The organism is Duganella sp. sic0402, from assembly GCF_019219065.1.
Lineage (GTDB): Bacteria > Pseudomonadota > Gammaproteobacteria > Burkholderiales > Burkholderiaceae_D > Rugamonas.
This window is the reverse complement of sequence record NZ_JAHUWK010000008.1, coordinates 153,348-176,941: the sequence shown is the minus strand read 5'-3', so window position 1 is coordinate 176,941 and position 23,594 is coordinate 153,348. Positions and strand designations below refer to the sequence as shown.

General features: G+C 61.8%; 21 protein-coding genes and 1 riboswitch. Of the genes, 14 read left to right on the top strand and 7 right to left on the bottom strand.

All coding sequences use genetic code 11. The annotated features are described in order from the left end of the window. The first annotated feature begins 54 nt into the window (after positions 1-54). Positions 55-157, top strand: a riboswitch (TPP riboswitch). A gap of 69 nt (positions 158-226) precedes the next feature. The 11 genes from thiC to KW842_RS19210 all read left to right on the top strand — a co-directional run bounded on the left by thiC (position 227) and on the right by KW842_RS19210 (position 12,546). Then, positions 227-2,110 (top strand): phosphomethylpyrimidine synthase ThiC, encoded by a 1,884-nt coding sequence (thiC, locus tag KW842_RS19260; protein WP_218305737.1) that lies wholly within the window; start codon positions 227-229, stop codon positions 2,108-2,110. Between the two features lie 3 nt (positions 2,111-2,113). After that, positions 2,114-2,317, top strand: a complete 204-nt coding sequence (gene thiS, locus KW842_RS19255; RefSeq protein WP_218305736.1) for a sulfur carrier protein ThiS — start codon at positions 2,114-2,116, stop codon at positions 2,315-2,317. Between the two features lie 12 nt (positions 2,318-2,329). After that, entirely contained in the window at positions 2,330-3,109 is a 780-nt protein-coding gene (locus KW842_RS19250; RefSeq protein ID WP_218305735.1) for a thiazole synthase, read from the top strand. After that, positions 3,106-3,882 (top strand): hydroxymethylpyrimidine/phosphomethylpyrimidine kinase, encoded by a 777-nt coding sequence (locus tag KW842_RS19245; protein WP_218305734.1) that lies wholly within the window; start codon positions 3,106-3,108, stop codon positions 3,880-3,882. Before KW842_RS19250 ends, KW842_RS19245 begins: the two co-directional genes overlap by 4 nt. 13 nt (positions 3,883-3,895) lie before the next feature. Continuing rightward, positions 3,896-4,513 (top strand): thiamine phosphate synthase, encoded by a 618-nt coding sequence (gene thiE / locus KW842_RS19240; RefSeq protein ID WP_218305733.1) that lies wholly within the window; start codon positions 3,896-3,898, stop codon positions 4,511-4,513. A gap of 71 nt (positions 4,514-4,584) precedes the next feature. Then, positions 4,585-5,217 (top strand): ANTAR domain-containing response regulator, encoded by a 633-nt coding sequence (locus KW842_RS19235; RefSeq protein ID WP_218305732.1) that lies wholly within the window; start codon positions 4,585-4,587, stop codon positions 5,215-5,217. Between the two features lie 208 nt (positions 5,218-5,425). Beyond that, positions 5,426-5,878, top strand: coding sequence for a response regulator (locus KW842_RS19230; protein WP_218305731.1), 453 nt, complete (start codon positions 5,426-5,428; stop codon positions 5,876-5,878). Positions 5,879-5,980: 102 nt separating this feature from the next. Further along, positions 5,981-6,910 (top strand): Gfo/Idh/MocA family protein, encoded by a 930-nt coding sequence (locus KW842_RS19225; RefSeq protein WP_218305730.1) that lies wholly within the window; start codon positions 5,981-5,983, stop codon positions 6,908-6,910. Between the two features lie 36 nt (positions 6,911-6,946). Next, complete coding sequence (locus tag KW842_RS19220; RefSeq protein ID WP_218305729.1) at positions 6,947-8,053, top strand: S-(hydroxymethyl)glutathione dehydrogenase/class III alcohol dehydrogenase; 1,107 nt, start codon at positions 6,947-6,949, stop codon at positions 8,051-8,053. A 124-nt stretch (positions 8,054-8,177) separates the two neighbouring features. After that, on the top strand, positions 8,178-10,214 hold the full coding sequence (locus KW842_RS19215; protein ID WP_218305728.1) for a M56 family metallopeptidase: 2,037 nt from the start codon (positions 8,178-8,180) through the stop codon (positions 10,212-10,214). 28 nt (positions 10,215-10,242) lie between these two features. Beyond that, positions 10,243-12,546 (top strand): UvrD-helicase domain-containing protein, encoded by a 2,304-nt coding sequence (locus KW842_RS19210; protein ID WP_218305727.1) that lies wholly within the window; start codon positions 10,243-10,245, stop codon positions 12,544-12,546. Here the strand turns inward: KW842_RS19210 and KW842_RS19205 are convergent. Genes KW842_RS19205 through KW842_RS19190 form a run of 4 tightly spaced genes read right to left on the bottom strand, consistent with a single transcriptional unit; the run spans position 12,527 to position 15,809 of the window. After that, on the bottom strand, positions 12,527-13,639 hold the full coding sequence (locus tag KW842_RS19205) for an acyltransferase (RefSeq protein WP_218305726.1): 1,113 nt from the start codon (positions 13,637-13,639) through the stop codon (positions 12,527-12,529). The two genes, KW842_RS19210 and KW842_RS19205, sit on opposite strands and share 20 nt — an antisense overlap. Further along, positions 13,636-14,409, bottom strand: coding sequence for a BPSS1780 family membrane protein (locus KW842_RS19200; protein WP_218305725.1), 774 nt, complete (start codon positions 14,407-14,409; stop codon positions 13,636-13,638). The genes KW842_RS19205 and KW842_RS19200 overlap by 4 nt, the downstream gene beginning before the upstream one ends. Further along, positions 14,409-15,365, bottom strand: a complete 957-nt coding sequence (locus KW842_RS19195; RefSeq protein WP_218305724.1) for a homoserine kinase — start codon at positions 15,363-15,365, stop codon at positions 14,409-14,411. The genes KW842_RS19200 and KW842_RS19195 overlap by 1 nt, the downstream gene beginning before the upstream one ends. 30 nt (positions 15,366-15,395) lie before the next feature. Beyond that, positions 15,396-15,809, bottom strand: coding sequence for a hypothetical protein (locus tag KW842_RS19190; protein ID WP_218305723.1), 414 nt, complete (start codon positions 15,807-15,809; stop codon positions 15,396-15,398). 119 nt (positions 15,810-15,928) lie between these two features. Between KW842_RS19190 and polA the strand changes: the two genes are divergently transcribed. The 3 genes from polA (at position 15,929) to KW842_RS19175 (ending at position 20,483) form a co-directional block, all read left to right on the top strand. Beyond that, a complete protein-coding gene (gene polA, locus KW842_RS19185; protein WP_218305722.1) occupies positions 15,929-18,694 on the top strand; it encodes a DNA polymerase I in 2,766 nt (921 codons plus the stop codon). Positions 18,695-18,730: 36 nt separating this feature from the next. Then, on the top strand, positions 18,731-19,615 hold the full coding sequence (locus KW842_RS19180) for a dienelactone hydrolase family protein (RefSeq protein ID WP_218305721.1): 885 nt from the start codon (positions 18,731-18,733) through the stop codon (positions 19,613-19,615). A 163-nt stretch (positions 19,616-19,778) separates the two neighbouring features. Further along, positions 19,779-20,483: a ZIP family metal transporter gene (locus KW842_RS19175; protein WP_218305850.1), complete on the top strand. Its 705-nt coding sequence runs from the start codon at positions 19,779-19,781 to the stop codon at positions 20,481-20,483. 114 nt (positions 20,484-20,597) lie between these two features. On the opposite strand, the gene KW842_RS19170 is transcribed toward KW842_RS19175, so the two are convergent. Genes KW842_RS19170 through KW842_RS19160 form a run of 3 tightly spaced genes read right to left on the bottom strand, consistent with a single transcriptional unit; the run spans position 20,598 to position 23,497 of the window. Beyond that, positions 20,598-21,452, bottom strand: coding sequence for a sulfurtransferase (locus tag KW842_RS19170; RefSeq protein WP_218305720.1), 855 nt, complete (start codon positions 21,450-21,452; stop codon positions 20,598-20,600). Positions 21,453-21,463: 11 nt separating this feature from the next. After that, on the bottom strand, positions 21,464-22,387 hold the full coding sequence (locus tag KW842_RS19165; protein ID WP_218305719.1) for a DMT family transporter: 924 nt from the start codon (positions 22,385-22,387) through the stop codon (positions 21,464-21,466). Positions 22,388-22,399: 12 nt separating this feature from the next. After that, positions 22,400-23,497 carry an aromatic ring-hydroxylating dioxygenase subunit alpha gene (locus tag KW842_RS19160; RefSeq protein ID WP_218305718.1) on the bottom strand — a complete coding sequence of 366 codons (1,098 nt, stop codon included), beginning with the start codon at positions 23,495-23,497 and terminating at the stop codon, positions 22,400-22,402. Positions 23,498-23,594: the final 97 nt, after the last annotated feature.

Below are 23,594 nucleotides of genomic sequence, written 5' to 3'. Positions count from 1 at the left end.
ATTTTTGCCACTTTGCCTGTCAGCCGGTTTATAATCGGCGCGCTGCCGCAAGGTGGCAAACGCTAGGGGTCCTGCGTCATGCGAATGGCGCGGGTGAGAAATACCCTCCGAACCTGATCTGGATAATGCCAGCGAAGGGAAGCTTAGGATGTCTGCCGTGCGCTGTTCGCGCGGGCTGTCGTCCAACCTCCTTTGCTGGCTCCTGTTAGCCCAACAAAGGAGCCAAATGAACGCCAACCCGAAATTCATGTCCGCCACCGCCACGGTGGACCAGGCAGCGATACAGCCACTTCCCAATTCCCGCAAGATCTACGTGCAAGGCAGCCGCGCCGATATCCGTGTGCCGATGCGCCTCATCTCGCAGGCCGATACGCCGGCCTCGTTCGGCTTCGAGGCCAATCCGCCGGTGACTGTCTACGATACCTCCGGCCCGTACACCGATCCCGCAGCGCGCATCGACATCCGCTCCGGCCTGGCCGAAACGCCGCGCCTGCCGTGGATACTGGAGCGCGACGATACTGAGGAGCTGGATGGTCCGACTTCGGCCTATGGCCAGGCGCGACTGGCCGATCCGGCGCTGGAGGAATTGCGCTTCAATCTGCACCGCAAGCCGCGCCGCGCGCGCGCAGGCCGCAATGTCACGCAGATGCACTATGCGCGCCAGGGCATCATCACGCCGGAAATGGAGTTTGTCGCCATCCGCGAAAACCTGCGGCGCAAGGAATATATCGCGAGTCTGAAAGTGTCCGGACCGAATGGCCAGCGGCTGGCGGAGCTGATGGGGCGCCAGCATCCTGGCCAGGCTTATGGCGCAAGCATTCCTGCCGAGATCAGCGCCGAATTCGTGCGCCAGGAAATTGCTCGCGGCCGTGCCATTATCCCGGCCAATATCAACCACCCGGAAGTCGAGCCGATGATCATCGGCCGCAACTTCCTGGTGAAGATCAATGCCAATATCGGCAATTCGGCAGTGACGTCGTCGATAGGCGAAGAGGTCGAGAAAATGACCTGGTCGATCCGCTGGGGCGGCGACACGGTGATGGACCTGTCGACCGGCAAGCATATCCACGAAACGCGCGAATGGATCATCCGCAACAGCCCGGTGCCGATTGGTACGGTGCCGATTTACCAGGCGCTGGAAAAGGTCAACGGCAAGGCCGAGGACCTGACCTGGGAAATCTTCCGCGACACGCTGATCGAACAGGCGGAGCAGGGCGTCGACTACTTCACCATCCATGCCGGCGTGCTGCTGCGCTATGTGCCGCTGACGGCCAAGCGCATGACTGGCATCGTTTCGCGCGGCGGTTCGATCATGGCCAAATGGTGCCTGGCGCATCACCAGGAGTCCTTCCTGTACACGCACTTTGAAGAGATCTGCCAGATCATGAAGGCGTATGACGTGTCCTTCTCCTTGGGCGACGGCTTGCGTCCGGGGTCGATTTACGACGCCAATGACGAGGCGCAACTGGGCGAGCTGAAAACGCTGGGCGAGCTGACCCAGATCGCCTGGAAGCACGATGTGCAGGTGATGATTGAAGGCCCCGGCCACGTGCCGATGCAGCTGATCAAGGAGAATATGGACCTGCAACTGGAGCAGTGCCATGAGGCGCCGTTCTACACGCTGGGACCGCTGACCACCGATATCGCACCGGGCTATGACCACATTACATCGGGCATCGGTGCGGCGCAGATCGGCTGGTACGGCACGGCCATGCTGTGCTACGTGACGCCGAAAGAGCATCTCGGCCTGCCGGATAAGAACGATGTCAAGGACGGCATCATCACCTACAAGATCGCCGCGCATGCAGCCGACCTGGCCAAGGGCCATCCGGGCGCGCAGATCCGCGACAACGCGCTGTCCAAGGCGCGCTTTGAATTCCGCTGGGAAGACCAGTTCAACCTCGGCCTCGATCCGGACAAGGCGCGCGAATTCCACGATGAGACCTTGCCCAAGGATTCCGCCAAGGTGGCGCATTTCTGTTCGATGTGCGGCCCGCATTTCTGCTCGATGAAGATCACCCAGGAGGTGCGCAAATATGCCGAAGATGGCATGCAGGTCAAGGCGGTGGAGTTCATCAAGAGCGGCGCCGAGCTGTATAGCAAAGCCTGAATCATGATTGACATTGAATTGAACGGCGCACCGCATCGGGTGCCGGCGCAGCACACGCTGGAGCAGTTGGTTGATGCGCTGGCGCTGAGCGGACAGGCGCTGGCGCTGGCGGTCAACCGCAACGTGGCGCCGCGCCAGCAATGGTCCGAGCGTGTGCTGCAGGCCGGCGACAAAGTGGATATCGTGCGCGCCATCGGTGGCGGCTAACTGGAGATAAAAATGAATGACGTGTTGACGATTGCAGGCAAACAGTACAAGTCGCGGCTGCTGGTGGGCAGCGGCAAGTACAAAGACCTGCAGCAAACCCGCGAGGCGACCGACGCCGCCGAAGCGGAGATTATTACGGTGGCGATCCGCCGCGTGAATATCGGCCAGGACCCGAAGGCGCCCAGCCTGCTGGATGTGCTGCCGCCGTCGCAGTACACCATCCTGCCGAATACGGCCGGTTGCTACACCGCCAAGGACGCCATCTACACGCTGCAAATGGCGCGCGAACTGCTGAACGGACATAAGCTGGTCAAGCTGGAAGTGCTGGGCGATGAGAAAACCCTGTTCCCGAATATGCCCGAAACACTGGTTGCCGCGCGCGAGCTGGTGAAGGATGGCTTCGACGTGATGGTGTATTGCAGCGACGATCCTATCCAGGCGCGCATGCTGGAGGATATCGGCTGCGTGGCGGTGATGCCGCTGGCGTCGCTGATCGGTTCCGGCATGGGCATCCTGAATCCGTGGAACCTGTCGCTGATTATCGAACAGGCCAAGGTGCCGGTGCTGGTGGACGCCGGCGTGGGTACTGCCTCCGACGCGGCCATCGCCATGGAGCTGGGGTGCGACGGTGTGCTGATGAACACCGCCATCGCCGGTGCGCAAGACCCGGTGCGCATGGCGCGCGCGATGAAGCTGGGTGTGCAGGCGGGCCGGGAGGCTTACCTGGCCGGACGGATCGCGCGCAAATTCGCGGCATCGCCGTCGTCACCAATGGCGGGCCGGCTGGCATGAGCGTCGACACGCGCGCCTGCGTGCTGGTGTTCGCCGGACTCGATCCGTCCGGCGGCGCAGGACTGGCGGCGGATCAGCAGGCGATAGCCGGGCAGGGCGCGCATGCGCTCAGCGTCTGCACCGCGTTGACGGTGCAGGACAATGACCGCGTGTTCGCGGTGCAGCCGGTGGATGCCGCGCTGGTGCTGCGCCAGGCGCAGGTGCTGGCCGACAAGATGACCATCAGCGCGGTCAAGATCGGCATCACCGGCAGCGCCGCCAACGCGCAGGCGATTGCGGAGTTCGTCAGTCGGCTGCGCCAGCGGCAGCCCGACCTGCCGCTGGTGCTGGACCCGGTGCTGGCCAGCGGCCATGGCGATCTGCTGTCGCGCGACGACGCGGCGCAAGCGCTTGCGCCCTTGCTGCCGCTGACCACCGTGCTGACGCCCAACGGCCCGGAAGCACAGGCGCTCAGCGATGCCACTCAGCCGGAGATGCAGGCGCGCAATCTGCGCGCGCGCGGCTGCCACCATGTTTTCATCACCGGTGGTCACGCTGACGGCGAGGAGATCGTCAACCGCTGGCACGGGCCAGGTGCGCCGCGCGAATGGCGCTGGCCACGCATCGATGGCGCTTTCCATGGCAGCGGCTGCACGCTGGCGTCGGCCATCGCAGGCCAGCTGGCGCTTGGCCTGCCGACCGCAGTGGCGCTGGAACACGCCCAGCATTATGTCTATCACGCGCTGCGCGACGCTTACGTCATCGCTGCGGGTCAGCGCATTCCCTTACGCTAAACGAAAGAGCATCATGCAAGGACTTTATCTGGTCACGCCCAACTGGGACGACACCGACCGCTTGCTGCAACTGAGCGAGCAGGCCATGCAGGCCGGACCTATCGCACTACTGCAATATCGCCACAAGGATGCCGGCCCGGCGCTGCGCGCCGAGCAGGCGGCGGCCTTGCAGGCGCTGTGCCGCCGCTATCAGGTGCCGTTCATCGTCAACGATTTTGTTGAGTTGTGCCAGCAACTGGATGCGGACGGCGTTCACCTCGGCGGTACGGACGCGGAAGTGGCCAATGTCCGCGCACAGCTCGGCAGTGAAAAAATCATCGGCGCTTCCTGCTATGGCGACATGGCGCGCGCCATCGATGCGCAACTGGCCGGTGCCAGCTATGTCGCTTTCGGCGGATTCTATCCATCGCGAGTCAAGCAGTATGCGGTCACCACGCAAGCGTCCATCCTCGATCAGGCACGCGAGGTGATTCGGGTGCCGACGGTGGTTATCGGTGGCATGACGCCGGAAAACGCTGCCCCGCTGGTCGCGCGTGGCGCCCACATGGTGGCCGCGATCAGCAGCATCTATCAAGCTGAAAGTGTGGCTGAAGCCGTTAGCCAATTTAACGTACTTTTCAAAACGAAATAAAACGCTTGAAGTGCGGACGGTTTTCGGCTTTATAATGGGGTCGTTAGTATTAGCCCAAGGTTGCCGACCCTATGCCTTTATCCTCTATCAACCAGAAGCGCCTGATCCTGATCGTCGACGATGATCCTCTGCTGCTCGACTTCCTCGGCGAAGTGCTAGGCCATGCCGGCTACGACGTCGCCAAGGCGCCTTCGGCGGAGCAAGCGCTGCAATTGATCGCCCAGCGTGAACCCGACCTGGCCCTGCTCGACATCCATATGCCCGGCATGAATGGCCTGGAACTGGCCAAGCAACTGCACGCCACCAGCTCGGTGCCGTTCATGTTCCTGTCCGGCCGTGGCGATGCCGACGCCGGCAAGCAGGCCGCCTCCTACGGTGCGGTGGGCTTCCTGGTCAAGCCGGTCGATGAGAAACAGCTGATGCCGGCGTTTGCCGCTGGCCTGGCGCGCGCCGACGAGATCCGTCAGCTGCGCCGCACCGAACTGAATCTGAATGCAGCGCTGGCCGCCGGCCGCGAAACCAGCCTGGCTGTGGGCCTGCTGATGTGCAAATTCCAGACCGACCGCAACACCGCTTTCGAGGTGCTGCGTGATCACGCCCGCTCCAACCGGCGCAAGGTCAACGAGGTGGCTGACCAGCTGCTGGCGGCCGAAGAGACCCTCAACAGCTTGCATGCCGCATTCAACAGCCGTCTGAAAAAGTAAACGCCCAAGGCAATTTTTCTTGTTCTGCGGCATTTTTGTTATACACTATTGTCTGAGCGGCGGATAAAACCTTATTCGCCCGCCTCAGCAGCGACAGGGCCCCAATCTGCATCTGTCGCCTCAATGAGCGCCTGTACCCTGCGCCGCCCCTGATTCCTTCGGCCCAACTCCGCCGAGCTTGCATATAGCTTTCCAAGCGGAGACAGCCATGACCAACGATCTGCCAAGCAGCACCTATCGCCCGTTCACCGAAGAGACTGGCGGCGCCATCGGATTTTCCATTTTTGCCGCCGCCCCGCGCGTACTGCATATCGACAGCGACCACGACACGGCGCTGGTGCTGGCCGCGCTGCTGGTGCCGGAAACGCAAGTGACCCATGTATCGAGCATCGCCGCCGCGCAGGAACTGCTGCGCACTGAAAAATTCGCGCTGGTGGTGCTGGACCCGGACCTGCCGGATGGCGACGGCACCGATCTGCTGCCGGAAGTGCGCGTATTGCAGGGCGATGCGCGGGTGCTGATGTATTCGGCACGCCATCCCGAGTACCACCACGCCGGCAGCGCTTTCCTGCCCAAGCCATGGACCTCGCCGCGCCAGCTGTGGCGCACCGTGTCCGACCTGCTTGGCATCGGCCCTGCGATGCCGGTTGAACCCCAATAATCGCATTATTGATAATAAATACAAGGTGACGGCTGTCTGATCTTGTTGCGTGACTGGCGGAGGTGATAGGCTGCCGGATCAACTCAATCAGGATACATACAGATGACGTCACCTATCAAACTCGCCATCGTCGGCGTGGGAAAAATCGTTTACGACCAGCACCTGCCAGCCATTACTGCAAATGCCGGCTACGCGCTGGTCGCGACGGCCAGCCGCAACAACACCATCGACCAGGTGCCGAGCTTCCCGACCATCGAAGCGATGCTGGCCGCCAATCCGGATATCGAAGCCGTTTCGCTGTGCATGCCGCCGCAATACCGCTATGCCGCCGCGCGCAAGGCGCTGGCCGCAGGCAAGCATGTTTTCCTGGAAAAACCACCGGGCGCGACGCTGTCGGAAGTGGCCGACCTGGAAGCCTTTGCCGCAGAGAAGGGCGTCAGCCTGTTCGCCAGCTGGCACTCGCGCTATGCGCCGGGCGTGCAGCCGGCCAAGGCCCATCTGGCCGTGGAAAAGCCAACGGCAATGCATGTGATCTGGAAAGAAGACGTGCGCCAGTGGCATCCGAACCAGGACTGGATCTGGCAGGCGGGTGGCCTGGGCGTGTTTGATCCGGGCATCAACGCGCTATCCATCGTCACCGAAATCCTGCCATCGGCAGTGTTCCTGACCAAGGCCGCGCTGGAATTTCCGGAAAACCGCGACGCGCCGATCGCTGCCGACCTGCATTTCCAGGACGCCGATGGCGTCAAGGTGCACGCCGAATTCGACTGGCGCCAGACCGGCAAGCAAAGCTGGGACATCGTGGTCACCACCGCCAAGGGCGAGGTCAAGCTGGCAGATGGCGGCTCGCGCCTGTGGATCAACGGCGCTGAACAGACTCTCGAAAAAGAAGCCGAATACTCATCGCTGTACCAGCGCTTCGCCGACATCATCCGCGCCGGCAAGTCGGACGTGGATGTGGCGCCGCTGCGCCACGTCGCCGACGCCTTCATGCTGGGCCAACGCAAAGTGGTGGACGCTTTCCACGACTGATTTGTTATCATGATGTTCCAACGCGAAAGGAACATCATGAAAACCAAAGCAGCCGTTGCATGGCAAGCGGGCAAGCCTCTGACGATCGAAGAAGTCGAACTGGGCGGCCCGCGCGAAGGCGAGGTGCTGGTCGAGATCAAGGCCACCGGCATCTGCCATACCGATTACTACACCCTGTCCGGCGCCGATCCGGAAGGGATTTTCCCGGCGATCCTGGGCCATGAAGGCGCCGGCATCGTGGTGGACGTGGGTCCTGGCGTGAAATCGCTGAAAAAAGATGACCACGTGATTCCGCTGTACACGCCGGAATGCCGCCAGTGCAAATTCTGCCTGTCGCAGAAAACCAATCTGTGCCAGTCGATCCGCTCGACCCAGGGCCGTGGCCTGATGCCCGATGCGACCAGCCGCTTCTCGATCGACGGCAAGCCGATTTATCACTACATGGGCACGTCGACCTTCTCGAATTACATCGTGGTGCCGGAAATCGCTCTGGCCAAGATCCGTGAGGATGCGCCTTTCGATAAAGTTTGCTACATCGGTTGCGGCGTGACCACCGGCGTGGGCGCGGTGCTGTTCACCGCCAAGGTGGAAGCAGGCGCGAATGTGGTGGTGTTCGGCCTGGGCGGCATCGGCCTGAACGTGATCCAGGCGGCCAAGATGGTGGGCGCCGACAAGATCATCGGCGTGGATATCAATCCGGCCCGCCAGGAAATGGCGCGCAAGTTCGGCATGACCCATTTCATCAATCCGAATGAAGTGGAAAACGTGGTTGACCACATCATCCAGCTGACCGACGGCGGCGCCGACTACAGTTTCGAGTGTGTCGGCAATACCACGCTGATGCGTCAGGCGCTGGAGTGCTGCCACAAGGGTTGGGGCAAGTCGATCATCATCGGCGTGGCGGCGGCGGGTCAGGAAATCTCGACCCGTCCGTTCCAGCTGGTGACCGGGCGCGAGTGGAAAGGTTCGGCCTTCGGCGGCGCGCGTGGCCGTACCGATGTGCCGAAGATTGTCGATTGGTATATGGAAGGCAAGCTCAACATCGACGACCTGATCACCCATCGCCTGAAGCTGGAAGACATCAACCAGGGCTTTGACCTGATGAAGAGCGGCGAGTCGATCCGCTCCGTTGTGATGTACTAAAAGCTGTGCCTGGATGGATGTAGAAAAAAAGTTCTAGACTTCGCAATCTAGATAATTTATTCTACATCCATCGACTTGGAGGGCGGCATGGATATTTCTATCAATTTCACGACGGACAGCGGCGATGAATAACATGCTGCCAGCGATGGTGTCCGCCGTTGGCTGGACACTGCTGCACTTTATCTGGCAGGGCTTGCTGATCGGCTGGGCGGTGACGCTCGCCATGCACCTGCTGCAAAAGGCGCGTCCACAGACGCGTTATGCGGTGGCTTGCGGCGGCATGCTGCTGTGCGCTGCGTTGCCACTGTCGAGCATCATCATGCAACTGGCGGATCTGCACGCCGGCAATGGCTTTGGCGCGGTACAGACGGTGGCCGCTGCCGGCGCTGGCGACAATGCGGTCACGCTGTTCAGCGACAATACCTTCGATGGCGTCAAAGACCTGCTACGCCGGCAATTGCCGTGGATCGTCGGCCTGTGGCTGGCTGGCGCCGCACTGATGGCGCTGCGCCTGGCGATCGGCCTCAAGTGGGTAGCGAACCGCACCCGGCCTGACGAATTTACCGGTAATCCCTATTGGCAGCGCCGCCTGTCCGAGCTGGCGCGCCGTTTCGACATCGACTTCCATGTGCGCCTGGGTGTGGTTGAACGGCTGGACAGCCCGATCACCGCCGGCTGCTTCAAACCCATCGTGCTGGTGCCGGCCGCGCTGATTACCGGCATGCCAGCTGATCTGCTGGAAGCGCTGCTGGCGCACGAGCTGGCGCACATCAAGCGCCGCGACTATCTGGTTAACCTCATACAAAGCGCGATTGAGATCGTGCTGTTCTATCACCCTAGTGTTTGGGCTATATCGCGCAGGATACGGATCGAGCGGGAACAAATCGCCGACGACCTGGCAGTGGATATGCTCGGCCAGCCGCAAAAGCTGGCGCAAGCCCTGTCGCAACTGGACCGCTTCCAGTTCGATACAACACAACTAGCCCATGCGGCTCACGGAGGAAATCTCATGTCTCGTATCAAACGCCTGCTGCGTCCCGATGTCGAACCGGTCAGCTGGAAAATCGCCATGCCGCTGGCAGGTCTGCTGGCGGCCGGCGCCATGTTCTATGCCCACGCCGCACCTCAGCCGCCAGCAACACCAGCGCCGCCGAAAAGCCCAGTCGCGGCTGAATTGCCGGCCGTGCCCGCAGTCCCGGAAGTGGCGGCGCTGCCTGCTGTGCCGGAAGCGCCCGCAGCACCAGATGCTCCGGACATGATCGCACCCGTAGCGCCAGTTGCCCCCGTTGCCCCTGTGGCTGCGATGCGCGAACTGGTCGCCGCCGTTGCTCCGGCAGCACCAGCCGCACCAGCCGCTCCTGCCGCACCAGCGGCCGCTCCTGCGCCTGCCGCCGCACCAGCTCCGGCCGCCGCGCCAGCGCCGCGCAACGCCTACGCCATCGTCCGTGCTGGCACGCCCAGCATCACCGTCTCCGCCAGCCTGCAGGACATTCGTAAAGTCTCGCAACTGCGCAGCAGTGTCAAAGGCAACTTCCTGTGGTTCCGCGACGGCGACAAAACTTATTTGATCAGCGATCCATCCACCATGTCGCGCCTGGAGGAGGTCTGGGCACCAGTCAATCGCATCAGCGCACAGATGGAAGAGCAGGACAAAAAAATGGATGCGCAGGGCAAGATCATCAACGCCATCGGCCATGAGATTGGCGTGGTCGCCGGCGAGATCGGCAAGAATGCCGCGCGGAGTGCGCAAGAAGAGCAGCGCGAAATTGCCAGAATCGCAAGCGCGCAAGAACGAGTCGCCCGCCGCATCGAGAGTGTTTCGCGTGATATCAGCGCTGAACGCAGCGGCGAAAGACTCCGCAGCCTGCAACAGCAGCAAGCGCAGCTGCAAGCAGAAATGGCGCCGCTGCAAAAGCAGATGGCTTTGCGCCAGAACGAGCTCGAAGCAAAAATGAGCAAGCTGCATGAACAGGATGCGCCGATGAAAGCGCTGCACGAGAAGATGGAGGCCGCCGGCCGTCCGATGGGCGAAATGGGCGCCCGCATGTCCGAGCTTAGCCTCAAGCATGCCGACGCCGTTCGTGACGCCGAACGTGTGCTGAAATCATTGATGCAGGAAAGCTTGCAAAACGGCAAAGCCGTTCCGGCACCATCCGCCTGAGGATGAGGCATCCCGGTATAATCACGGGATGCACAATCTTCTTCACAACCTTAACGACGAGCAGCTCGCAGCTGTCACCTTGCCCGCCCAGAGCGCCCTGATTCTGGCGGGCGCCGGCTCCGGCAAAACCCGCGTTCTGACGACCCGTATCGCCTGGCTGATTCAAACCGGCCAGGTGTCGCCTTCCGGCATCCTGGCAGTGACCTTTACCAACAAGGCCGCCAAGGAAATGCTGACCCGCCTGTCCGCCATGCTGCCGATCAATACGCGCGGCATGTGGATCGGCACCTTCCACGGCCTGTGCAACCGCCTGTTGCGCACCCATCACCGCGACGCCGCGCTGCCGCAGACCTTCCAGATCCTCGATTCGCAGGATCAACTGTCGGCCATCAAGCGCCTGCTGAAAGCACAGAATGTCGATGACGAGAAGTTCCCGCCAAAAGACATTATGTACTTCATCAACAACGCGAAAGATTCCGGCCTGCGCGCCGACAAGATCGATCCGTACAATGCCGATGAACGCAAGAAGGTTGAGCTGTACCAGCTGTATGACGACCAGTGCCAGCGCGAGGGCGTGGTGGACTTTGCCGAGCTGCTGCTGCGGACCTACGAGCTGCTGAGCCGTAACCAGCCGCTGCGCGAGCATTACCAGCAGCGCTTCCAGCACATCCTGGTCGACGAGTTCCAGGATACCAATGACCTGCAATACAAATGGCTGAAGCTGTTGTCCGGCCATGGCACGCAAAATCACAGCGCGCTGTTCGCGGTCGGCGATGATGACCAGTCGATTTATGCTTTCCGTGGCGCCAACGTTGGCAATATGAGCGCCTTCGAGCGCGAGTTCCACGTCAAGAATCTGATCAAGCTGGAGCAGAACTACCGCTCGCACGGTCACATCCTGGATGCCGCCAACGTGCTGATCGCCAACAACAGCAAGCGCTTGGGCAAGAATCTGCGTACCGACGCCGGCCACGGTGAACAGGTGCGCGTCTACGAAGCCAACTCGGACCTGTCCGAAGCCTCGTGGATTATCGAAGAAACCAAGAATCTGATCCACGACGGTGCCTCGCGCAGCGAAATCGCCGTGCTGTACCGCTCCAACGCGCAGTCGCGCGTGATCGAGCATGCGCTGTTCTCGGCCGGCATTCCCTACCATGTGTACGGCGGCCTGCGCTACTTCCAGCGCGCCGAGGTCAAGCACGCCATCGCCTACCTGCAATTGATGGATAACCCGCACAATGATTCGGCCTTCCTGCGCGTGGTGAATTTCCCGACGCGCGGCATTGGCGCGCGCACGCTGGAAACGCTGCAAGCGGCCGCCGAGCAGTATCGCGTGTCGCTGTATGCAGCAGTGCCGTATATGACCGGCAAGGGCGGCACCTCGCTGTCCGGCTTCGTCAAGCTGATCGAAGGCGTGCGTTTTGAGACGCAGCAAATGGCGCTGCCGGAACTGGTGCGCGTGGTGCTGGAGCAGTCAACGCTGCTGTCGCACTATGCCACCGAAAAAGAAGGCGCCGACCGCATTGAAAACTTGGAGCAGATGGTCAGCGCCGCCACGCAATTCGTGTCGGAAGAGGGCTATGGCCATGGCGCGCCCGCGCACCTCGGCCCGCAGGCCCAGGCGTCGGCTGGCGCTGCCGTGGTCAATGAAGATGGCTTCGAGATTCTGGACGCGGATGCGCCGCTGGCGACTGTGATGTCGCCGCTGTCGGCTTTCCTGTCGCACGCCTCGCTGGAGGCCGGCGACAACCAGGCCACCATCGGCCAGGAAGCGGTGCAGATGATGACGGTGCACTCGGCCAAGGGCCTGGAGTTCAACAACGTCTTCATCACCGGTCTGGAAGAGGGCTTGTTCCCGCACGAGAGCAGCTCGCGCGAGCATGACGGCGTGGAAGAGGAGCGTCGCCTGATGTACGTGGCGATTACCCGCGCGCGCCAGCGCCTGTACCTGAGCTTTGCGCAGACGCGGATGCTGCACGGTCAGACGCGCTACAACATGAAGTCGCGCTTCTTTGACGAATTGCCGGAAGATGCACTGAAGTGGCTGACGCCGAAAGTGCAGCCGAACTGGTTCGGCGCCAAGAAGTCCGCGTGGGATGAGGCGCCATTGGTCGGCTCGGATAACGCGCTGGCGCAGAAAATGATCGCCAGTAAGGCCATTGGCGCCGGTGCCGGCTGGCGCCTGGGCCAATCGGTCGCCCACGCCAAGTTTGGCGAAGGCGTGATCGTGAATATCGAAGGCAGCGGCAACAACGCCCGCGCGCAGATCAACTTCGGCAGCGCGGGCATGAAGGTGCTGGACTTGAGTATCGCTAAGTTGGAGCGCCTGTAACGGCGGCTTGGACAGCGCGGCGCGCCAGCAGGCGGCGAGCCGCGCGCAACACCGGCGCTTCGACATAGTGCCAGCTGAGCATGGCCAGCGGCACAATCAGCAGTAAGGACACGCCGAGCATGGGCAGCGCGGTCAACTGCGGGAATTTTGCCTTTAGCATGGTCATCACCGGCCAGTTGTACAGGTAAATCCCGTAGGAGTAGTCGTGACGTCGCAGGTGCGTCCAGCCGCGGATTGGCCGGCTGCCCGCCCACAAGGCGACAGTGGCGCACAGCAGCGCCAGGCCGAACCAGGTAAAGCCGCTGGCGTGCATGGAAGCGTTGCGAGTCCAGTTGAGCGCCACGAACACGCATGCACACGCAACCTGGATCACGCCCACGCGCAATTGCGGCGCCAGCGTGCAGCACAGCATGCCTACCAGGAACATACTCCATAGCCGGACTTCCCAGACATAGCCGCTGGCCACTTCGGGAAACAGGTGCGCGGCCAGTAGCAGGAAAGCCGCCGCACCCATCAGCCATTGCCGTAGCGGCAGCGCTGCGGCAATGCCCAGCAATGCCACCATCACATACATGCGGCCTTCCCAGAACAGCGTCCATAATGAACCGTTCAGGGCTTGTCCGCCTAGCACACCGTCGATATGCCACTCGCTGCCTGAAACATTGAAGCGCAGTCCATGCAGCGATATATTGCCGAGGATGTAGCGCCAGGTGGCGCCGCTAAATAGCCCGCCGGCGTCCGGCGAGGAAAAGAACTGCACTGCCACGGTGGCGCTTAGCAGTACGCAAACGGCCAGACCCGGCAACAGCCGCGAGGCGCGCCGCAATGCGTAGCGCGCAAGATGCGGATCGTGCATCCAGCTGCGCGTGACAAAAAAGCCGCTGATGACGAAGAATACGGCCAGCGCCATCTGGCCGATATCGCTTACTGGATGTACCAGCGCGCCGATGGGATCACCTCCCGGCGCAATGCCGGTGGTGATATAAGCATGGATATAAACGACGGCCATGGCCGCCGCCAGCCGCACCAGGTTAAACCCATTGTCCCGGTCGTCGGCTGCTTCGGCCAGCGTGCGTGCCGGCCGTATATTCAAGGTGTGGCTTTCGGTGGCGCCTCCGCCGTTGCCGGTGGTGCGCCGAAGATCTGGCGGTAGCTGGCGTAGAGGGTGCAGTGCATCAGCACGGTCATCATCAGCATGATGGTGAAGATGGCGGTGACTTCAATTTGCGCCGAGTCGAACAGGATCACCGGGATCGCGGTCAGCACCTGGAACATCAGGAACAGCATGACGGCCGTGGTCAGGAAGGCCTTGATCTCACGCATCACCGTTACCACGCTGAAGAACAGCGCCTTGCCGACGGCCATTTTCTGCCAGTAGATCAGCGGCGCGGCCAGGCAGCTGAGCATCCAGCCGCCGATGTACACCACCGACGAGATGAACAGCGCGCTGCGCGAGTTCTCGATCAGCTCCTGGTCCATCGGGATCTGGCGCGTGGCCATCTTGATCAGCATGCCGCCGTCCAGCATGGTCAGTATCATGATCGACAGCAGCATCACCATCAGGTATAGTCCGCCCAGCAGCAGCAGCGGCTTGCGCGCCGGCTTGCGGAAGCCGATGAACACCAGCTGCGGAAACGTCCGCTTGCCCTGATCGGCATCGGCGCAGCCTTGCAGCAGCGCCACGCTGAACAGCGGCGCCAGCACGATAGGCGCCATGCCGCCCAGCAGTGGAATGAATAGCGACAGCATCGTCAGGAACATGCAGCTGAAGAACAGTGCCATCAGTGCGCCTGGTTGCTTGCGGAATACCTCCAGGCCTTGTTTGACCCATTGCAAGCCGGCTCGTGCGGGAAGCTTTTCCATTAGAACAGCCCCGGCGCCGGTTTGGCGATGCGTTCGCGCAGGATGCGCTCGAAGTGGCCCGGATCGTGCGGCGTCAGCATCTCCGCTTCGCGTGGGCGGTAGAAGTCATACAGGCGCGACAGCCAGAAACGCAGCGCGCCGGCGCGCAGCATCGCCTGCCAGGCATGCTGCTCGGCTTCGGTGAACGGACGCACGGCGTGATAGGCGTCCAGCAGGGCGCGCACGCGGGCTTCGTCCAGCACACCGGTATCGAGGTCGATGCACCAGTCGTTGACGGTGACGGCGACATCGAACAGCCAGGTATCACAGCCGGCGAAATAGAAATCGAAGAAGCCGGTCAGGCGCTCGCCGTCGAACATCACATTGTTGCGGAACAGGTCGGCGTGCACCGGTCCCACTGGCAATTGCTTGTAGGTCTGGCAGGCGGCAAAGGTTTCCTGATAGTGCACTTCCGCCTTCAGCAGATGCGCCTTGTCTTCTGGAATATAGGGCAGTACCAGCGGCGTGGTTTCATGCCACCATTCCAGGCCGCGCAGGTTGGCTTGCTTGAGCGCGTAGTCGCGGCCGGCCAGATGCATGTTTGCCAGCATGGCGCCGACAGCGGCGCAATGCACCGGCTGCGGGGCCATTTGCGAGCTGCCTTCGAGCTTGCTGACGATGGCAGCCGGCTTGCCGTGTAGCGCGCTCACCAGTTCGCCCTGGTCGTTGGCGATCGGGGCGGGCACCAGTACGCCGCGCTCGGCCAGATGGCGCATCAGTTGAAGGTAAAACGGCAGCTGTTCAAACGACAGGTTCTCGAAGATGGTGAGTACATACTCGCCGCGTTCGGTTGTCAGAAAGAAATTGCTGTTCTCGATGCCGGAACTGATGCCTTTGAGCTCAAGCGCTTTGCCGAGCGGAAATTGAGTGATCCACTGGGAGACATCTTCCAGCGATACCGGGGTAAAGACTGCCATGTGCGAATTGTCTGGGTTCTATGTGTTTATTTAACGGGCAGGTGGCGGTGGCGGCGCGTTGTCCGCTGGCGTTTCATCTTCCGCAGTTTTCTTTTTTTTCTGGCCGAGGTCGAATTCCATCACTGTCCATTGCGCGCCGCGCAGCGGGCCGGCGGTACGGTCGCCGGGGAGGGCAGTACCGGTTGGCTGGCTAGGGCGCAGGGTGTAGGTGCTGGGACCGCTTTTGACGGTGGTTTCGACCACTTTACCGCTGTTGTCGCGGTGTTCCGAGATCTGGGTTTCGCTCTTTTGCTGCTGTTTCGAGGTGATCGTGACCGCATCGTCGGCTACGTCTTCGATTTTTTCCAGTTTTGGCGGGGCCTGGCTTGGCGTCGACTGGGCAAATGCCGCGTGGGCGCTGAGCGTCAGGAGGAGGGCGGGCCAGAGAGGTGAGATGCGCTTCATGATAAATCGCCTTAACAAGGAAAAAGCCAGAGAAAAAGCCGCAGAATTTTTTGTGTATGATCCATTGTAACACCTGCGATAATGTTGCATTCACGCCCAAGCATCCCCATACAGTACCTATGCAAAATACCCTGTTGTTAGTAGACGGCTCCAGCTATCTTTACCGCGCTTTCCATGCGCTGCCCGACCTGCGCAGCCCGGACGGCCATCCCACCGGCGCCATGCACGGCATGGTCAACATGCTGCGCCGCCTGCGCGCGGATTTCCCGGCCGCCTATATCGCCTGTGTGTTTGACGCTAAGGGGAAAACTTTCCGTGATGAAATGTATCCTGAGTACAAGGCGACACGCGCGTCGATGCCGGACGACCTGCGCCTGCAGATCGAGCCGATCCACGCAGCGGTCAAGGCCATGGGCTGGCCGATCCTGATGGTCGAGGGCGTGGAGGCGGACGACGTGATCGGCACGCTGTCGGCCGGGGCGTACAGGGCCGGCATGAATGTGGTGGTGTCCACCGGCGACAAGGATCTGGCGCAGCTGGTCAATGACAAAGTCATGCTGATCAACACCATGACCAATGAAAAGATGGATGAAGCCGGCGTGCTGGCCAAATTCGGCGTGCCGCCGAACCGCATCATCGATTACCTGACCCTGATCGGCGACACCGTCGACAACGTGCCTGGCGTCAGCAAGTGCGGCCCGAAAACGGCGCTGAAATGGCTGACCGCCTACGACTCGCTGGACGGTGTGATCGCCAACGCCGATAAAATCACCGGCGCCGTGGGCCAGAACCTGCGCGATGCGCTGGAATGGCTGCCGAAAGGCCGCGAACTGATCACCGTCAAGCTGGACTGCGACCTGAGCGGCCACATGGTGTCGATCAGCGAATCGCTGGTGGCGCGCGAGGAAGACAAGCCGGCCCTGCTGGATTTCTTCGGGAAATACGGCTTCAAGACTTTGCTGCGCGAGCTGAGCGCGGCGGCCTCGACCAGCGGTCCGGCATCCACCGTCAAGGTGTCGCTGGACGCGCCGGTGGGCGGCGCCGCGACGCTGAATGGCGACCTGTTCGCCGAGCCGGTCATCGCCACCTATGAAACGGTGAGCACCGAGGAACAACTGGACCAGTGGATCGAGCGCATCAACGCCGCCGCGCTGACCGCCGTCGATACCGAAACCACCTCGCTGGAGCCGATGCTGGCGCAGCTGGTCGGCATTTCGCTGTCGGTGAAGACGGGTGAGGCGTGCTACATCCCGGTGGCGCACGCCTACCAGGGCGTGCCGCAGCAACTGGAGCGCGAGCATGTGCTGGCCAAGCTGAAACCGTGGCTGGAAGATGCGAGCAAGCTGAAGGTCGGCCAGAACCTCAAGTACGACAGCCATATCTTCGCCAACCATGGCGTATCGCTGCAAGGCATCCACCACGACACGCTGCTGGAATCGTATGTGTTTGAATCGCACCGCACGCACGATATGGACAGCCTGGCGCTGCGCCATCTGAACCACACCACGATCCCGTTCTCGGACGTGTGCGGCAAAGGCGCCAGCATGATTACCTTCGATCAGGTGGAAATCGGCCGCGCCACCGAGTATGCGGCGGAAGACGCCGACATCACACTGCGCTTGCACGAAAACATGATTGGCGAGGTGGAGAAGGACGACAAGCTCAACTTCATCTACCGTAATATCGAACTGCCGACCGCCGTGGTGCTGCAAAAGATCGAGCGCAACGGCGTGCAGATCGACGCCGCGCTGCTGGCGCAGCAATCGTCCGAGCTGGGTGCGCGCATTGCGGAACTGGAAGCCAAGGCGCACGAGCTGGCCGAGCAGCCTTTCAACCTGGGTTCGCCTAAGCAGATCGGTGAAATCTTCTTCGAAAAGCTGAAGCTGCCGGTGGTGAAGAAAACCCCAAGCGGCGCGCCATCGACCGACGAGGAAGTGCTGCAAAAGCTGGCGGAGGATTATCCGCTGCCGAAAGTGCTGCTGGAGTACCGCAGCCTGTCCAAGCTGAAATCGACTTACACCGACAAGCTGCCGAAGGGTATCAACCCGCAGACCGGCCGCGTGCACACCAACTATGCGCAGGCGGTAGCGGTGACGGGACGCCTGGCGTCCAACGATCCCAATTTGCAGAATATTCCGATCCGTACCAAGGAAGGCCGCCGCATCCGCGAAGCCTTCGTGGCGCCGGCCGGCTCGCATATCGTGTCGGCCGACTATTCGCAGATCGAGCTGCGCATCATGGCGCATATTTCGGAAGACGCCAACATGCTGCGCGCGTTCGCCGAAGGCGTGGACATTCACCGCGCCACCGCCGCTGAAATTTTCGGCGTCGATCCGGAAACGGTGGAAAGCGAGCAGCGCCGCTACGCCAAGGTGATTAACTTCGGCCTGATCTACGGCATGAGCGCGTTCGGGCTGGCGGGCAACCTGGGTATCGAGCGCGGCGCGGCGCAGAACTATATCGACCGCTATTTCGCGCGCTTCTCGGGCGTCAAACAGTATATGGATGACACGCGCTTGCAGGCCAAGGCGCGCGGCTATGTGGAGACGGTGTTCGGCCGCCGCCTGTGGCTGCCGGAGATTAACTCGCCGAACGGCCCGCGCCGCCAGGGCGCCGAGCGCGCGGCGATCAACGCGCCGATGCAGGGCACGGCGGCGGATCTGATCAAGCTGGCCATGATCGCGGTGCAGGACTGGCTGGAAGCCGAGAAGCTGGGCTCGCGCATGATCATGCAGGTGCACGATGAGCTGGTGCTGGAAGTGCCCGATGCCGAGCTGGAACTGATCAGGCAGAAGCTGCCGGAGCTGATGGCCGGCGTGGCGACACTGAAAGTCCCGCTGATTGCCGAGGTTGGGGTTGGCAGTAACTGGGATCAAGCACACTAAACCCGGCAGTTCAGGGGTTCACTACGGAGGATACTGATGGACGATTTGACGCGTGATGCGGAGAGTTTGCTGGCTAAAACACCTTTGTCGGACGGCGTTGATCGCCGCGGTTTCCTCAAAACCGCGCTGGGCACCGGCTTTGCCGCCGCCACCCTGCCGGTGATGGCGCAGAACGTCATCAAGACCGACACCGCTGGCCTGAGCGCCGGCACCATCACCATCAAGGTCAACGGCCAGGACGTCCCCGTCTACCGCGCCCAGCCGGAAGGCAAGACCAAGCTGCCGGTGATCCTGGTCATCTCGGAAATCTTCGGCGTGCACGAGCACATCGCCGATGTCGCCCGCCGCTTCGCCAAGCAGGGCTATCTGGCGCTGGCGCCGGACCTGTTTATCCGCCAGGGCGACCCGACCAAGGTCGCCTCGATCGCCGACCTGCAGCGCGACATCATCGCCAAAACGCCGGACGCGCAAGTGTTCGCCGACCTCGACGCGGTGGTCGCCTGGGCCAAGGCCAATGGCGGTGATGGCGACAAGATCGCCATCACCGGTTTCTGCTGGGGCGGCCGCATCACCTGGCTGTACGCCGCGCACAATCCGGACATCAAGGCTGGCGTGGCCTGGTACGGCCGCCTGAAAGGCGACCTCAGCGCCAACTTTCCCAGGCACCCAATCGATGTTGCTGGCACTCTGAACGTGCCGGTCCTCGGCCTGTACGGCGCCAAGGACACCGGCATCCCCTTGGAAACGGTGGAGATCATGAAAGCGGCATTGGCCAAGGGGCCGAACAAGTCGACTTTCGTCATCTATCCGAACTCTGGCCACGCCTTCCACGCCGACTACCGGCCGAGCTACAACGAGGCCGACGCCAAGGACGGCTGGGGCCGCGCACTGGCCTGGTTCAAGCAAAACGGGGTGGTTTGAGCGGTTTTTAAGCAGAAAAGCATGCCGAGGAGTAAAATAACGGCCCGGCATGCGCCTGAACGCCCGCCGCTTCAGTACCAGAGGCTATAACATCGATCCCGTACTCATTTCAATCATACTGGCAACCACCCTGGCTGGCGTAGTGAGCATCACTGCGGCGGCGGTGTTCTCGTTTACCTTGCTGTCCAAGGTGGTCGAGCGCATGGTCAGCCTGTCGGTCGGGCTGATGCTGTCGACCTCGCTGCTGCACGCCTTGCCGGAAGCGTTCGAGTCACAGGCCAGCGCGCGCAGCCTGTTCGCCACGCTGCTGGGCGGCTTGCTGGCGTTCTTCCTGCTTGAAAAACTGGCCATCTTGCGCCATTCGCACCACCACGAGCACGACGGCCATCACCACCATCACGGGCATGACAAGCTGGAGGCCGGCAAGGCCGGCTGGATGATCCTGGTCGGCGATGGCATGCACAATTTCACCGACGGCATCCTGATTGCCGCCGCCTTCCTGGCCGATCCGCAACTGGGCCTGATCACCGGCCTGGCCATCATCGCCCACGAGATTCCGCAGGAAATCGGCGACTTTATCGTGCTGCTGAATGCCGGCTTCTCGCGCACGCGGGCCTATGTCTACAACCTGCTGTGCAGCATGCTGTCGATCGCCGGCGGCCTGCTGGGCTACTACACGCTGGACCGCGCCAGCAGCCTGATTCCTTACGTGCTGGTGTTTGCCTCGTCCGGCTTCATCTACATCGCCGTCAGCGACCTGATGCCGCAGATGCAGCGCCGCGCCACCTTGCGCGAATCCATCCCGCAAGTGCTGCTGATCGCCACCGGCGTGGCCATCGTGGTGTTCCTGGTCGGCGGACGCCACTAAAGCCACTAAAGCCAGTAAGACAGGCAACTGTTACGCTGAGGTAAGGCGCTTGACATGATTGCTGAGCGCCCGGCACATCACCATCATGCGCTGGGCGCGGCACACGCGTAAATCCTAGTTGGGGCCGGTGGCCACCGGGCGGCTTGGGTCGGCTACCCATTCGCTCCACGAGCCGGGGTAGAGCGCGGCGCCGGGGAGGCCGGCGATTTCCAGGGCCAGCAGGTTGTGGCAGGCGGTGACGCCTGAGCCGCATTGCATGATGGCTTGCGCTGGCTGCCCGAACAACGGTGCGAATTCGGCCTTCAGCTGTGCGGCGTCCTTGAAGCGGCCGTCGGCGCTCAGGTTGTCCTTGAAGAAGCGGTTTTTGGCGCCAGGGATGTGGCCGCCGACCGGATCGATGGTTTCGTTTTCGCCGCGATAGCGGTCGGCCGCGCGGGCGTCGACCACGGTGCGGGCTTGTGTCGCCAGGTTGGCCAGCACCTCGTCGGCACTCACCGTCGACACCAGCGCGGCGCGCTCGCTGATCTCGCCCGGCGTGCGGCGCTCGGCGTGCGTTACCATCGGCAGGCCAGCCGCCTGCCAGGCGGCCAGGCCGCCATCCAGCACCGCCACCGCCGGATGGCCGACCCAGCGCAGCAGCCACCACAGGCGCGCCGCGAACATGCCGCCGTGCGCATCGTACGCCACCACCTGGGTGGTGTCATTGATGCCCCAGCCGCGCAGCGTGTCGATCAGCGCCGCGCGTCCCGGCAGCGGATGGCGGCCCAGGAATTTGCCATCCACGCCTGTCTTCGCGCCCGACAAATCCGTATCCACATTGGCGAATTGCGCGCCAGCGATATGGTCGATGGCGAAGCTGTCGCGTCCCGCGTTCGGATGCATCAGGTCATGGCGGCAATCGAGGATGACCCAGTTCGGATCTTGCAAATGGCGGGACAGGGTGACGGCGTCGATCAGGGTAGTGTGCATGGAGCGTTTCCTTATACTTCGCTGGCGATGGGATCGGTTTTCGAAATGGCCTTGCCTTTATCGGTGCTGCGGGTATTGTAGAACGTCGCGGCCATGCCGGACAAAAGAATGATGCCGATGCCGGCCCAGCTGTGCCAGTCGAATACATCGCCGAACACCAGCACGCCCCAGACGCTGGAGAACACAATGCCGGTGTACTGCAGATTGGCCACCACCAGTGTATTGCCCAGGCGGTAGGCGCGCGTCATGGCGATCTGCGCGCTGGTGGCGCACACGCCTATCGCCAGCAGCAGCAAGCCGCTGCGCCACGAGGTGACCGGATGCCATTCCGGGCCGTTGGCGCCGCCGGTGAGGTAGACTCCGGCAATGCCGGCCACCAGGTTCATCACGGTGAAGTAGAACACCACGCGGTTTTCCGGCTCGCCGGCCAGGCCCAGCTTGCGCACCTGCATATACGCCATTGCGGTCAGCATCGAGGAGCCCAGTGCGATCAGCGCCGGCGTCAGCTGATTGGCGTGGAAGGCCGGCCGCAGCAACAGCGTCACGCCGACAAAGCTGGCGGCCACGGCCACCATCAGCGGCCATTTGACATCGCCCTTGGCATGCCACCAGCCCATGGCGAACAGCCACACGGCGATCCAGATCGGGGAAAGATAATTGAGGGTCATGGCCGTGGCCAGTGGCAGCTCGCCGATCGAGTAATACCACAGCCACAGCGAGATCACGCCGATGACGCTGCGCCACAGATGGGCGCCCGGCATGGTGGTGCGGAAGCTGCCGCCTTGCAGCTTGATCATGCTGGCCAGGACGATGATGCCGACCACGCCCCGGTACATGACCAATTCGGATGTTGAGAACTCTGTCGAGGCTAGCTTGACGCACACCCCCATCACAGCAAACATGAAACTCGCAAACAACATCCAAAGTGACTGCATCTTCCTTACACCTTATAAATTTTTGCTTCTGTACCACTCATGGAAGTGCTGCATGCCGTCTTCCATCGGTGATTGATAAGGCCCGCCGTCGTTTTCGCCCCGGTCGAGCAGCGCCTTGCGGCCGGCGTCCATGCGCTGGCCGATCTCGTCGTCCTCGATACAGGTTTCCATATAGGCGGCGCGTTCGGCCTCGATGAACTCGCGCTCGAACAGCACGATTTCTTCAGGATAGTAGAACTCCACCACATTCTTGGTGCGTTGCGGACCTTCCGGCCACAGTGTCGACACGATCAGCACATGCGGATACCACTCGACCATGATGTTCGGGTAGAGCGTCAGCCAGATGGCGCCGTATGGCGGCGGTTCGCCGCCACGGAACTTCAGCACCTGTTCCTGCCAGCGCTTGTAGAGTTCCGAACCGGACTTCTGCAGGCCCTTGTGCACGCCCACTGTCTGCACGCTGTACTCGCGGCCGAATTCCCAGCGCAGGTCGTCACAGGTGACGAAGCTGCCCAGGCCGGGGTGGAACGGCTCGACGTGATAGTCCTCCAGATAGACCTCGATGAAGGTCTTCCAGTTGTAGTCGCAGTTGTGGACTTCGACGTGGTCCAGCATATAGCCGCTGAAATCCAGGTCCTTGGTGACGGACAGGTCCTTCAGCGTTTCCATGACGTTGTAGCCGTTTTGCTCGAACAGCAGGCCGTTCCAGCTTTGCAGCTGGGTCTTTGGCAGGTTCAGGCATGGCGTTTCAGGGAAATGCGGCGCACCGATCAATTCGCCCTTGAGGTCATAAGTCCAGCGGTGCAACGGGCACACAATATTGTTGGCGTTGCCGCGGCCGTTGAACATCAGCGCCTGGCGGTGACGGCAGACGTTGGACAGCAGCTCCAGGCCATTGGCGTTACGCACCAGCATGCGGCCTTCGTTCTCGGAGGCGAGGGTCGCAAAATCGCCGACATTCGGCACCATCAGCTCATGTCCGATGTAACGCGGACCGGCCTTAAAAAGTTGCTGCATTTCACGCTGCAGTAGCGTTTCGTCAAAATAGACGTTAACCGGAAGTTGCGCGGTTGGGCGCGCTAGCTTGGCGTGGGTACCCAGATCGGACATCCAAACCCCCCTTAATTAAAAATTCAAACCAAGAAGAGACAGAATCCGTAAAGACAACCCGCATTCGAATGCGTTGAGGTGGTATTTAGGACAGAAC